Genomic DNA, 12,737 nt, shown 5'->3' with positions numbered 1-12,737 from the left:
CGTCTCTTTTCAGACCGGATACGCCCCACCCCATGCAGTTGCAGACCCAGACCCGCTCGTTGAAGCCGGCGGAGGTCAAGAAAGGCTGGTTCGTGGTCGATGCGGAGGGCCTCGTGCTCGGCCGCCTCGCCACCATCATCGCCAATCGCCTCCGCGGCAAGCACAAGCCCCAGTTCACTCCGCACGTCGATTGCGGTGACCATGTCATCGTCATCAACGCGGACAAGGTCCGGGTCACCGGCCAGAAGGCCGAGCAGAAGATCTTCTACTGGCACACCGGCTATGCCGGCGGCATCAAGGAGCGGACGATCCGCGAGCGCCTCGAGGGCAAGCACCCCGAGCGCGTCGTCGAGAAGGCCGTCGAGCGGATGATCACCCGCGGCCCGCTCGGCCGCCGCCAGATGGAAAACCTGCACGTCTATCCCGGCGCGGAGCACCCCCATGCCGGCCAGCAGCCCGTCGCCCTCGATATCGGCGCGATGAACCGTAAGAACGTCGCCTCCGGCGGCGAAAAGAAGGGTGCCTGAGCATGAGCGAGCAGATCACCGGCACGCTCGCCGACCTGAAGACCCTGGTGCAGACCGGCCCCCTGCCGGGCGACATGGTCGCTGTCCTGCGTGAGCAGAAGCGCGATGCCCAGGGCCGTTCCTATGCCACCGGCCGCCGCAAGGATGCCGTGGCCCGCGTCTGGGTGAAGCCCGGCAAGGGCGAGATGACCATCAACGGCAAGCCCGTGGTGACCTATTTCGCCCGGCCGGTGCTGCGGATGCTGCTCTCCCAACCCTTCCTGGTTGCCGACCGCTACCAGCAGTTCGACGTGATCGCCACCGTTACCGGCGGCGGGCTCTCGGGCCAGGCCGGCGCGGTGCGGCACGGCATCAGCCGCGCGCTCACCAACTATGAGCCGGAGCTGCGGCCGATCCTGAAGAAGGCTGGCTTCCTGACCCGCGATCCGCGCGTCGTCGAGCGGAAGAAGTACGGCAAGGCCAAGGCGCGACGTTCGTTCCAGTTCAGCAAGCGCTGACCGCGGCGGGCGCCGGTCGGCGCCAGCCACATGGCTGCTATACGGGGGGGCGGGTCCGCAAGGGTCCGCCCCTCTTGCTTTTTGTGCTGCGTTCCATCGCAAATGGCGCGGTTGAGGGGACCAAGGACATGGCGAAGATCCCGACGGTATTCATCGATGGTGAGGCCGGCACCACCGGCCTGCAGATCCGCGAGCGGCTGGCCATCCTGCCGGATATCGCGGTGCGATCGATCGACCCGTCCCGCCGCAAGGACCCTGCTGCACGGCTGGCGCTGATGGCGGAAGTGGATCTCGTCGTGCTTTGCCTGCCGGACGATGCGGCCAAGGAGAGCACCGCCATGGCCGCCTCGCTCGGCGCCGATGCGCCGCGGCTGGTCGATGCCAGCACTGCCCACCGGGTCGACCCCGACTGGGTCTATGGCCTGCCGGAGCTGACGCCGGATCACCCGGCGAAGATCGCCGCCGCCATGCGGGTTTCGAACCCCGGCTGCTACCCGACCGGGGCCATCCTGCTGTTGCGGCCGATGATCGAGGCCGGGCTGCTGCCGGCCGACTACCCCGTCACGGTGAATGCCGTCTCCGGCTACTCCGGCGGTGGCAATGCGATGATCGCGCAATACGAATCCCGTACCGCACCGGATTTCGAGCTTTACGGCCTCACGCTCGAGCACAAGCATATCGTCGAGTTGCAGCATTACTCCGGCCTGACCCGGCGGCCGATCTTCGTCCCCTCGGTCGGCGACTTCCGGCAGGGCATGATCGACAGCATCCCGCTGCACCTCGATACCCTGCCGGGCAAGCCGAAGCCGGCCGACATCGAGGCGTTGCTGGCCACCCGCTACGCCGGCAGCGACTATATCCGCGTCCTGCCCGGCAGCGCCAAGCTGGAACCGCAGGCGCTGAACAACACCAATATGCTGGAACTGCGCGTCCACGGCAGCGAGGCTCGTGGCCAGGCCATCCTCACGGCGCGCTACGACAACCTAGGCAAGGGCGCATCCGGCGCTGCGGTGCAGAACATCGGGCTCATGCTCGGCATCGCGGTCGAGACCCGACTGCCGGCCGCAGCGGAATAAAGGAAAACGCCATGCAGCACGGACCGCTCTACCCCTTCGAGGGCAAGCTTCCCGACATCCACGCCGAGGCCTGGATCGCGCCGACCGCCGCCGTCATCGGCGACGTCACTATCGGTGCGAAATCCAACATCTGGTATCACTGCGTCCTGCGCGGCGACACCAACTTCATCCGCATCGGCAACGGCACCAATATCCAGGATGGCACCATCATCCATGTCAATGCCGGCAAGCAGGCGACGCAGATCGGCGATGACGTGACGGTCGGCCATGCCGCCATCATCCATGCATGCACCCTGATGAACCGTGCCTTCGTCGGCATGGGCGCGACGGTGCTGGATGATGGGGTGATCGAGGAAGGCGGCGTCCTGGCCGCTGGCAGCGTGCTGCCGCCGGGCAAGCGCATCGCTTCCCTGGAACTCTGGATGGGCAATCCGGCCAAGCTGGTACGGTTGCTGACGCTGGAGCAGCGCGCCAATTTCGACAAGACCGCGCATCACTACGTGGAGCTTTCCGGCCGCCACCGCGCCTCGCTCGGCTGAGTCCGCCGTCGAGTTGCCGGTTTCGCACCGGCAGCTCGGCCCACGGGTGGCGTCCAGCCGTGCCGGCTGCGCACTGCCCAGCCGAAGCGAAGGTTGCCTTCCAGCAGGTGCAGATGTTCGCGCAGCCGGTTGCGCCCGAGCCATTCGGCCGCGGCCTCCAACTTGGCCAGGGACATCTCGTGCCGGGCCTTGCCGCACATCACCCGCTTCGAAGCGGCGTTATAGGCATGATAGAGACCCGCTCCGCGCGGCGGAGCGACCGCCCCTGATACACCCTTGGCTGCATCCTCCACCGCTTGCGCCGCCACCTGCTCGCTCAGCCGGGGCCGCACTCGCCTGCCTCACCTGCGGCAATGGCGCGGACGACACCGAGCAGTTCTCTTTGATGGCTGCGCAGGACGTGGGGAGGCAAGCCGATGTGACCCTCATCCGATGATTCCCAACGGAATCATGCCGGTACATAGTATCGCTGTCGAGCCGCCTGATCCCCAACGTCGCCGCCTGCCGTCACATCGGGTGAGCCGACCTCAGGCCGGCCGCACCCGTCGCAGGCCGGCGCCGGTGAGCAATCCCCTTGCCCAGGTGAATGCCGGCCACAGCAGCAGGGCGATGCCCAGCGCCATGATCGTGCTCACCAACCAGTTCGAGAAGAAGACGCCGAGGCTGCCCTGGCTGATCAGCAGGGATTGGCGGAATGCCTCCTCCGTCCGGTCCCCCAGCACCAGCGCCAGGACCAGCGGCGCCAGCGGATAATCGAGCTTCTTCAACACATAGCCGACCACGCCGAAGACCAGCATCAGGGTGATGTCGAATTCCGCATTGCTGACGGTGAAGGCGCCGATCGCGCAGACTACCAGGATCAGCGCCGCGATGATGGAAAACGGCACCCGCAGGATCGCCGCGAACCACGGTACCGCCACCAGCACCACGATAAGCCCGGCGATATTGCCGAGGTACATCGAGGCGATCAGCCCCCAGACGAATTCCTTCTGCTCGACAAACAGCATCGGCCCCGGCTGCAGCCCCCACATGATGAGCCCGCCCAGCAGCACTGCCGCCGTCGGCGAGCCCGGCACGCCAAGGGTCAGCATCGGCAGCAGCGCCGAGGTCCCCGCTGCATGCGCCGCCGTCTCGGGCGCGATGACCCCCTCGACCCGGCCCTTGCCGAAACTGGACGGGTCCTTGGCCATACGCCGGGCCACGCCGTAGGACATGAAGCTGGCCGGAGTAGCGCCCGCCGGGGTAATGCCCATCCAGCAGCCGATCACCGCCGAACGCAGCGCCAGGAACCAGTGTCGCGGCAGCGTCGCCCAGACCCGCAGCACCACCTTCAGGTCGATCTTCGCCTTCTGGCCCTTGAAGCGCAGCCCATCCTCGATGCTGCAGAGGATCTCGCTGATCCCGAACAGCCCGATGACGGCGACCAGGAAGTCGAAGCCGCGGATCATCTCGGTGCTGCCGAAGGTCATCCGCAACTGGCCGGTGACGGTGTCCATCCCGACCGCGGCCAGCAGGAAGCCGAGCATCATCGTCATCAGCGTCTTCAGCGCCGGCCCCTTGCTCATGCCGACGAAGCTGGCGAAGGACAGGAACATCACCGCGAAGAATTCAGGCGGCCCGAAGCGTAGGGCGAAGCCGGCGACCACCGGCGCGACGAAGGTGATCATGACGATGGCGATGAAGGCACCGACGAAGCTGCTGGTGAAGGCCGCCGTCAGCGCTTCTGCCGCGCGGCCCTGCTGCGCCATGGGATAGCCGTCGAAGGTTGTCGCCACCGACCAGGGCTCGCCCGGAATATTGAACAGGATGGAGGTGATGGCGCCGCCGAACAGCGCGCCCCAATAGATGCAGGACAGCATGATGATGGCCGAGACCGGCGGCATGGCGAAGGTCAGCGGCAGCAGGATGGCGATGCCATTGGCGCCGCCCAGCCCCGGCAGCACGCCGATCAGCACCCCAAGCACGACGCCCACCAGCATCAGCAACATGTTCTGCGGCTCGAGCGCCACGGCGAAGCCCTGCATCAGCAGGCCTAGTTCTTCCATAGCTCAATACCCCAACGCGGTCTCGAGCGGCCCCTTGGGCAGCGCGACCAGGAACCAGATCTCGAAGACAATGAAGGTGGCGACGGCGGTGGCGATGCCCGCCGCAACCGACCTGGTCCAGCCGAAGCCGCCCAGCCGCCGCATGAACCAGGCAACCATGGCCGCCGAGGCGACATAAATACCGGCGAAGGGAATCGCCGCGACATAGAGGATGTTGGGCACCAGCACGGAGGCGACCAGCCTGAGCTGGCCCCAGCTGGCGAAAATCCCAAGCTCCTCCCGCGCCCGCAGCGTCTGCACCATGGTCCCGGCACTCGCCGCCACCAAGCAGAGGCCTATCCAGAAGGGGAAGGTGCCGGACTGGGGGCCGTCCACGCCCCAACCGGTGCCGATCCGCAGGCTGTCCCAAATGGCCGCGGCGCCGGCGGCCCCGAAGGCGAGCGCCGTGCCGATCTCGACCGCGCGGTTGCCCGGTCCCGCTTCGCCTGACGCCGTCGTCACGCGATGAACCCCGCATCCTGCATCAGGGCCCGGTGCCGGGCTTCTTCCTTGGTCAGCCAGGCGCGAAAGGGCTCACCGGTCAGGCTGGTGGTATTGAAGGCGCCCTGCTGCATCAGCTCGCGCCATTCCGGCGTCTCCCGCACCTTGGCCAGCAGCGCTTCGTAAAAGGCTATCTGCTCGGGCTTCACCCCGGGCGCCATGAAGATGCCGCGCAGCATGAGGTATTCCACGTCGAGGCCGGATTCCCTCGCGGTCGGAATATCGGACCAGCTCGCGGTCTCGGTCATCGTCTCGCCCCCGGCCAACCGTTGGCTGTCGAAGACGCAGAGCGGCCGCAGTGCGCCGGACCGCCAGTGGGTCACCGCCTCGATCGGATTGTTCACCGTGGCGTCGATATGCTTGCCGACCAGCTGCACGGCCACTTCACCGCCGCCGCGGAAGGGTACGTAGGTCAGGGTCGCCCCGGTCGCCTTGGCGATGGCGACGCTGATGATCTGATCTTCCTGTTTGGACCCGGTGCCGCCCAGCTTCAGCCGCTCCGTCTTGGCCGCGGCGATGAATTCCTGCGGTGTCTTCCAGGGGGATTCGGCATTCACCCAGAGCACGAATTCATCCAGCGCCAGCATCGCAACGGGCGTCAGGTCCTGCCAGTTGAAGGGCACGCCGGTCGCCAGCGGCGTGGTGAACAGGTTGGACAGGGTGATCACCACCATGTGCGGATTGCCCCGAGCGCCCTTGGCTTCGAGGAATCCTTCCGCTCCGGCACCGCCGGCCTTGTTCATCACCACCATCGGCTGGCGCATCAGCCCATGCTTGGAGACGATGCCCTGGATGACCCGCGCCATCTGGTCGGCGCCGCCGCCGGTCCCGGCCGGGACGATGAACTGTACCGGCCGCGTCGGCTCCCAGCCACGCTGGGCGAGGGCAGGGGCCGCCAGCGCAGTGGCGCCGAGGCTGAGCAGCATGGTCCGGCGAGAGGGTCCGTGTGGCGTCATTCTTATCATTCCCGGCAAGGCATTGCGGAGCAGGGGCGAGGATGGGGGACCTGCCCCTTGCGGTGGCGTTGCCAGCGGGGTTGAAGCGGAAAACGCGGTAAAGCAACGAAAAGCGTGTAAACCACAGGGGCTTGTGCCGCCGGGTTCTCCTGCCGCTTGCCGCCCGCCCCGGGCTGATGCAGAGAAAGCGCCGAACGCGCCCCTCGGAGGAAACCTCATGCCCGCCATCAGCACCGTCGCCGAGCTGCTTGCGACCGGCGCGGCCGATAGCCCCGCCATTCGTGCGCCGGAACGGCCGCCCTTGAGCTTCGGTGGATTGCGGGCCCTGGCCGAGCGGACGATCGCCAGCCTGAACGGCATCGGCATCGGCCGCGGCGACCGGGTGGCGATCGTGCTGCCGAATGGCCCAGAGATGGCGGCGAGCTTCGTCGCCATTGCCTGCGCCGCCACAACCGCCCCGCTGAACCCGGCCTACAAGGCCGAGGAATTCGAATTCTACCTGCTGGACCTGAAGGCCAAGGCGCTGGTGGTGCAGCAGGGTATGGATACCCCGGCGCGGGCGGTGGCGCAGCAGCTTGGCGTGCCGGTGCTGGAGCTGATGCCCGGCGCGGCAGCCGGTGAGTTCACCCTGACCGGCGGCACCGCCGGCACCGCCTCCCGCCCCGGCGCGGCTGGGCCGGATGACGTGGCGCTGGTGCTGCATACCTCCGGCACCACGGCGCGGCCGAAGATCGTGCCGCTGACCCATACCAACGTCACCGCCTCGGCCGGCAACATCGCCCGCACCCTGCGGCTGGGTGCGGCGGATGCCTGCCTCAACGTCATGCCGCTGTTCCATATCCATGGGCTGATCGCGGCGACGCTCGCCTCGCTCGCCGGTGGCGGTGCCGTCATCTGCACCCCAGGCTTCAACGCATTGCGCTTCTTCGCCCTGCTCGATGCCGAAAGGCCGAGCTGGTACACGGCGGTGCCGACCATGCACCAGACGATCCTGGCGCGGGCCGAACGCAATGCCGAAATCATTGCCCGCGCGCCGCTCCGCTTCATCCGCTCCTCCTCCGCCTCGCTGCCGGCGCAGGCCATGAAGGATCTCTCGGCGGTCTTCGGCGCCCCGGTGATCGAAAGCTACGGCATGACCGAGGCCAGCCATCAGATGTGCAGCAACCCGCTGCCCCCCGGCGCCCAGAAACCCGGTATCGTCGGCCTGCCGGCCGGGCCAGAGGTCGCCATCATGGACGATGACGGCACGATCCTGCCGCAGGGCGAGATCGGCGAGGTGGTGATCCGCGGACCCAACGTGACCCTCGGCTACGAGGCGAACCCGGAGGCCAATGCCAAGGCCTTCACCAATGGTTGGTTCCGCACCGGGGACCAGGGCATGTTCGATGCCGATGGCTACCTGATGCTGACCGGCCGGCTGAAGGAACTGATCAAGCGTGGCGGCGAGCAGGTCAGCCCGCTGGAAGTCGATGGCGTGCTGTCCGAACACCCGGCAGTCGCCCAGGCGCTGACCTTCGGTATCCCGCACGCGATGCTGGGCGAGGAAGTCGGTGCCGCCATCGTGCTGCGCGAAGGCATGGCGGTGACGGAACGCGAGCTGCGCGACCACGCCGCGCACCACCTGGCCGATTTCAAGGTGCCGCGGAAGGTGGTTTTCCTGGACGAGATCCCGAAGGGCGCCACCGGCAAGCTGATGCGTATCGGCTTGGCCGAGAAGCTCGGCATCAAGGCCTGATGGCGATGAAGATATGCATCTTCGGCGCCGGCGCCATCGGTGGCCTCATGGCGGCCAGGCTCGCCGCCAAGGGCGAGACGGAGGTCACCGTCATTGCCCGCGGCCCGCATCTCGCCGCCATGCAGGCCAAGGGCCTGAAGCTGGTCAGCGAGGGCGAGGAGACCATCGTCCATCCGCGCTGCGTCGAGACCGCCGTCGAGGCCGGGCCGCAGGACTATGTCGTCGTCACCCTGAAGGCGCATGCGCTGCCCAAGGTGGCGCCGCAGATGCAGCCGCTGCTGGGACCAGAAACCGCCATCGTCTCGGCGGTGAACGGCATACCCTGGTGGTATTTCTACAAGCTCCCCGGCGCCTACGAGGACCGTCGCGTCGCCAGCGTCGATCCGGACGGCGCCCTTTGGGAGACGTTACACCCGTCCCGCGCCATCGGCTGCATCGTCTACCCGGCGGCCGATGTGCCGGAGCCTGGCGTCATCAACCACACCTATGGCGACCGCTTCACCCTAGGCGAGCCCGATGGCAGCCGTTCGCCACGGGCCAATGCGCTCTCGGCGGCCCTGGTCTCGGCAGGTTTCAAGGCGCCGGTGCGGCCGAAAATCCGTGATGAACTCTGGGTCAAGCTCTGGGGCAATCTGGCCTTCAACCCGCTCAGCGCGCTCACCGGCGCGACGCTCGACGTCATCACCGGCGACCCGGAACTGCGCACCGTCTGCCGCACCATGATGCTGGAGGCGCAGGGCGTGGCGGAGGCGCTCGGCACCCGCTTCGCCATCGACGTCGACAAACGCATCGCCGGCGGCGCCGAGGTCGGCGCACACAAGACCTCCATGCTGCAGGACCTGGAACGTGGCCGGCCCATGGAGATCGACGCCCTGCTCGGCGTCATCGTCGAGCTTGCCGCGCTGGTGGAGCGCCCGGCACCGACCTGCCAGACTGTCCTCGCCCTGCTGCGGACCCGGGGGCGACTGGCCGGCTGCTACTGACCTGTATCGCACCGTAACGACGGGTTGCCGGCAGGTCATGGCGGGGCCAATTGTTTCTTCGGCGCAAATCCCGCATCTTGCGCCGAGGAGAATGCCCGTGCGCAAGCCTTTGGCCGCCGCGACCCTGCTTCTGTTGCTGCCGCTGCTGGGCTGCGGCCCGGTACAGCAATTCGCCACCCTGCCGCGGGATGCCACCACCGGTGTCGGCGACCCGACGCGGGCGGCCGTCATCGGCAGCGCCTATGCCTTCGCCACGCCGGATGTCATGGCCGGGCGGCCCGAGGCTGCGGCGCGTGCCGCCGCCCAGGTGGAGTACCTCGCCACCGAGATCCCGGCCGGCCCGCGCTGGGTGGATTTCAACCCGACCGTCGGCCTGGAGTTGATGGCTGCCCGGCACGAGTTGCGCGCAGCCCTCGGCATCGCCCCTGATGCATCGCCCCAGGCTTTGGTCGATGGCCTCTTTGCCGCATCCCGGGCACTCGGCCTCGGCAATCAGGACGCCGCGCGCCTGGCCTTGGCGGCGCCGAACTTCCCTGATGCACCGGTGACCCTGCAAAGGCTTGCCGGCCTGCCGGCGCTGCCCCGTACCCGCAGCGCGACGGCCTTGACCGAGCGTGAAATGTTCCGCACGGAACAGGACAACCAGCATTCGTCCAGCGGCGGTGGAACCATGTTCTGAGCCTGCCGGATCGATAAGGAAACCACCCATGTTCAAGCCTGTCCTGCCGATGCTTGCCGTCTTGGCCTTGGGTGCCTGTGCCCTCCCGCCGCCGCCGCAATATGCCAGCTTGCCGGCTGATGCCGTGGTCGGTGCCGGCGATCCTCTGCGTTCGGCGGTCGCCAATACCTCCTTCGCCTTCTCCAGCCAGAGCCAGCTGAACGGCCGTCCGGCCCAGGCGGCGCGGGCCGTGGCGCAGATGGAGTGGCTGACGGTGGAGATACCAGGCAATCCGCGCCTGACCGGCATCTCCCCCACGGTCCTCAACCAGCTGGTCGAAGCGCGGTCCGAATGGCGCGCAGCCCTCGGTATTCCGGCCGAGGTTGAGGCGCAGCCGGTCATCGATTCGCTCTATGCCGCCGCTCGTGCGCTCAGCACCGGGCAGTCGGGCGCCGCCGCTGCTGCCTTGCCGGCGGGCATCTTCCCGCAGGGTGGCCAAGCGACGATCAATCGCCTCGCCGCGCTTCCGGGCTTGCCATTGACCAATCAGGCCGCAGTCGGCGCGACGGATGCCATCCGGCAGCGCGACGCCGCCTCGAGCCGCAGGCTTTGAGGTACGGCGCCGCGCTGCTGCTGCTTGCGGTGGCGGGCTGCGCTGAGTTGCAGCAGCCACCGCCAGCCGCAGCGCCGGCGGGATTGGCGGAGGGCGCGGTCGATCCCGGACGCGGTGCCATCACCGCCGCAGCGGCGGCCTTCGCCGAACGCGGGCGTGGCCTCATCGGGCAGCCGGAAGCTGCGGCCAGGGCCACCGCGCAACTCGAATTCGCGACTGCCGAACTCGGCCGCAATCCACGCTTCGCCTCGGTACCGGACAGCGTGAGGCGGGAGATGCTGCTGGCGCGCACCGAAGTGCGCGATGCCCTCGGCATTGCCGAAACGGCTCAGCCGGAGGAGGTGGTGGGCGCCATGCTGGCCGCCGCCCGGGCACTTCGTGCCGGCAATGCCCGGGCCGCGGCGGCAGCACTCCCCAATCCGCTGTTCCGCCCAGGCGGGGAACGCTCGGTCGCACGGCTTGGCGAGATCGGGCCCCTGCCGCAGGCCACGATCGCCACGGCGCAGGCGGCCCGCCAGCTGGAACGGATGGATGCCGAGAGCAGTTGGGTCGGGACCCGCCCGGATGAGACCGGCGGCAGCCGGATTACGACCTTCGGCCTCGGCGGCAACCAGGGCCTGGGCTACTGAGGGCGAGGGGGCTAATCCGCCCCCATCACCGTCACATAGCTGCCCGGCGCATCCTCCAGCGCCGGCAGCGCGCCGGTCCCCGGCACGCGTGCCGGCACCTGCTCCTTTGCGGACTTGTCAGCCGCCGTCACCCAGCGATGCCAATCCGGCCACCAGGAGCCGGCCAGCTCGGTCGCGCCCTTGAACCAGTCCTCGGCATCCGGCGGCAGGGTCTCATTCACCCAGTGGCTGTATTTGCCGCTCTCGGGTGGGTTCACCACACCGGCGATATGGCCCGAGGCTGCGAGCACGAAGCGCACCGGCCCGGCATAGATCTGCGTCGCCCGGTAGGTCGATTTCCACGGCGCGATATGATCTTCGCGGGTCGAGATCAGGTAGCTCGGCACCTTGATCTTCCGCAGGTCGATCTTGACCCCCAGAAGCTCCAGCGCGCCCGGCTTAACCAGGTCGTTCGCCTGGTACATCTGGCGCAGGTAGAAGCTGTGCATCTTCGCTGGCATCCGCGTGGAATCATCGTTCCAGTAGAGCAGGTCGAAGGGGAAGGGCTCCTGGCCCATCAGGTAGTTGTTCACCACGAAGGACCAGATCAGGTCGTTGGCCCGCAGCATGTTGAAGGTGGTCGCCATCTCGCGGCCCTCGAGATAGCCGCGCTTGCCCATCTTTTCCTCGAGCCCACGCAGTTGCTCCTCATCGATGAAGACGCTGAGCTCGCCGGCCTCCTCGAAGTCGGTCATGGTGACGAAGTAGGTCGCGGTCTTGATCCGGGCGTCCCGCTTGGCGGCCATATGCGCGAGCGTCGTCGCCAGCAGCGTCCCGCCCAGGCAATAGCCGATGGCATTGACCTGCCGCTCGCCCGTCGCCTGCTCGATCGCATCGAGGGCGGCATAGACGCCCTCACGCATGTAGTCGTCGAAGCCCTTCTCGGCGAGGTGCTCGTCCGGGTTGACCCAGGAGACAACGAAGACGGTATGCCCCTGGTCGGTCGCCCATTTGACGAAGGAGTTCTTAGGCCGAAGGTCCAGGATGTAGAATTTGTTGATCCAGGGCGGAAAGATCACCAGCGGCCGCTTCAGCACCGAAGGCGTGGTCGGGGCATATTGCACCAGCTGCATCAGGTCGTTCTGGTAGACCACCTTGCCCGGCGTCACCGCGATATTCTCACCGACCCGGAATTTGCTGTCATCCGTCATGCGGATGCGTAGCTGACCCTTGCCACGCTCGAGGTCGGCCAGCAGATGGCTAAGCCCCTTCAACAGGTTCTCGCCGCCGGTCTCGGCAGTTTTCCGCAGCACTTCCGGATTGGTCAGCAAGAAGTTGGATGGGCTCATCGCATCGACGAACTGGCGAGTATAGAAATCCACCTTCTGCGCCGTCTTCGGCGGCAGGCCATCGACGCCGCCGACCACGTTCTGGAAAAACCGGGCGCTCAGCAGATAGGACTGCTTGATGAAGTCGAAGACCTCATTGTCGCGCCATGCTTCATCCTTGAAGCGGCGGTCCTTCGGGTCCTCGGCGATGACCGGGGCAGGCCCGTCCTGGCCCATCATCCGCCGGGCGGTATTCTGCCAAAGGGTCAGGTAGTCCTGCCAGAAGCCGAGCTGCGCCTGCACCAGCCGCGCCGGGTTGGCCATGAGCCGCGTGGTCATTTCAAGGAAGGCGCCGCCGATGTTCAGCGGGTCGGGCGAGGCGCCACCGCCCTCCGACTGGCGCTTGAGGAAATCCGTCACGATCCTTTGGCCGCGCTCGGCCACCTCGGACATGGTGCGGGTTACCAGTGCCGGATCGGGCAGCCGGAATTGCGGGCTTTCGGGCGTTTTTTCTTCGGCCATGGGCCATCTTACGCCCTGCCGGGGCAGGCCTCCAACCTGCTTTGTGACAAGCCGCGGCTTCCCTTGCCCCGGCCTTCCGCGCTAACCCAGGCTTGATGCGGAGGCAGCAA

Annotated in this window: 13 protein-coding genes; 9 read left to right on the top strand and 4 right to left on the bottom strand. The window is 67.4% G+C overall.

All coding sequences use genetic code 11. The features are described 5' to 3' along the window. Positions 1-32 precede the first annotated feature (32 nt). From rplM to AC0IW9_RS12245, 4 genes are all read left to right on the top strand, one after another. Entirely contained in the window at positions 33-527 is a 495-nt protein-coding gene (rplM, locus tag AC0IW9_RS12260) for a 50S ribosomal protein L13 (RefSeq protein WP_471648531.1), read from the top strand. A gap of 2 nt (positions 528-529) precedes the next feature. Then, positions 530-1,024 (top strand): 30S ribosomal protein S9, encoded by a 495-nt coding sequence (gene rpsI, locus AC0IW9_RS12255; protein ID WP_471648530.1) that lies wholly within the window; start codon positions 530-532, stop codon positions 1,022-1,024. A gap of 128 nt (positions 1,025-1,152) precedes the next feature. Beyond that, a complete protein-coding gene (gene argC / locus AC0IW9_RS12250; protein ID WP_471648529.1) occupies positions 1,153-2,100 on the top strand; it encodes an N-acetyl-gamma-glutamyl-phosphate reductase in 948 nt (315 codons plus the stop codon). 11 nt (positions 2,101-2,111) lie between these two features. Beyond that, positions 2,112-2,639, top strand: a complete 528-nt coding sequence (locus AC0IW9_RS12245; RefSeq protein WP_471648528.1) for a gamma carbonic anhydrase family protein — start codon at positions 2,112-2,114, stop codon at positions 2,637-2,639. Between the two features lie 527 nt (positions 2,640-3,166). Here AC0IW9_RS12245 and AC0IW9_RS12240 read toward each other — a convergent pair. The 3 genes from AC0IW9_RS12240 to AC0IW9_RS12230 are packed head-to-tail and all read right to left on the bottom strand — an operon-like array spanning position 3,167 to position 6,180. Further along, entirely contained in the window at positions 3,167-4,684 is a 1,518-nt protein-coding gene (locus AC0IW9_RS12240) for a tripartite tricarboxylate transporter permease (RefSeq protein ID WP_471648527.1), read from the bottom strand. A 3-nt stretch (positions 4,685-4,687) separates the two neighbouring features. Then, a complete protein-coding gene (locus AC0IW9_RS12235) occupies positions 4,688-5,185 on the bottom strand; it encodes a tripartite tricarboxylate transporter TctB family protein (RefSeq protein WP_471648526.1) in 498 nt (165 codons plus the stop codon). Beyond that, positions 5,182-6,180 carry a Bug family tripartite tricarboxylate transporter substrate binding protein gene (locus AC0IW9_RS12230; RefSeq protein ID WP_471648525.1) on the bottom strand — a complete coding sequence of 333 codons (999 nt, stop codon included), beginning with the start codon at positions 6,178-6,180 and terminating at the stop codon, positions 5,182-5,184. The genes AC0IW9_RS12235 and AC0IW9_RS12230 overlap by 4 nt, the downstream gene beginning before the upstream one ends. Before the next feature lie 217 nt (positions 6,181-6,397). Here AC0IW9_RS12230 and AC0IW9_RS12225 point away from each other — a divergent pair, with 217 nt between their 5' ends. The 5 genes from AC0IW9_RS12225 to AC0IW9_RS12205 all read left to right on the top strand — a co-directional run bounded on the left by AC0IW9_RS12225 (position 6,398) and on the right by AC0IW9_RS12205 (position 10,798). Continuing rightward, entirely contained in the window at positions 6,398-7,915 is a 1,518-nt protein-coding gene (locus AC0IW9_RS12225; RefSeq protein WP_471648524.1) for an acyl--CoA ligase, read from the top strand. Then, a complete protein-coding gene (locus AC0IW9_RS12220; RefSeq protein ID WP_471648523.1) occupies positions 7,915-8,898 on the top strand; it encodes a 2-dehydropantoate 2-reductase in 984 nt (327 codons plus the stop codon). The genes AC0IW9_RS12225 and AC0IW9_RS12220 overlap by 1 nt, the downstream gene beginning before the upstream one ends. A 97-nt stretch (positions 8,899-8,995) precedes the next feature. Continuing rightward, entirely contained in the window at positions 8,996-9,577 is a 582-nt protein-coding gene (locus AC0IW9_RS12215) for a hypothetical protein (protein ID WP_471648522.1), read from the top strand. A gap of 124 nt (positions 9,578-9,701) precedes the next feature. Continuing rightward, complete coding sequence (locus AC0IW9_RS12210; RefSeq protein WP_471648521.1) at positions 9,702-10,169, top strand: hypothetical protein; 468 nt, start codon at positions 9,702-9,704, stop codon at positions 10,167-10,169. Beyond that, positions 10,166-10,798: a hypothetical protein gene (locus AC0IW9_RS12205; protein ID WP_471648520.1), complete on the top strand. Its 633-nt coding sequence runs from the start codon at positions 10,166-10,168 to the stop codon at positions 10,796-10,798. The genes AC0IW9_RS12210 and AC0IW9_RS12205 overlap by 4 nt, the downstream gene beginning before the upstream one ends. A gap of 11 nt (positions 10,799-10,809) precedes the next feature. Here the strand turns inward: AC0IW9_RS12205 and phaC are convergent, their stop codons facing one another. Further along, positions 10,810-12,627, bottom strand: coding sequence for a class I poly(R)-hydroxyalkanoic acid synthase (gene phaC, locus AC0IW9_RS12200; protein WP_471648519.1), 1,818 nt, complete (start codon positions 12,625-12,627; stop codon positions 10,810-10,812). Between the last annotated feature and the right edge of the window lie 110 nt (positions 12,628-12,737).

The organism is Belnapia sp. AC561, assembly GCF_979252845.1.
The sequence above is the reverse complement of the archived record's forward strand: the minus strand, read 5'-3'. Positions and strand labels throughout refer to the sequence as shown.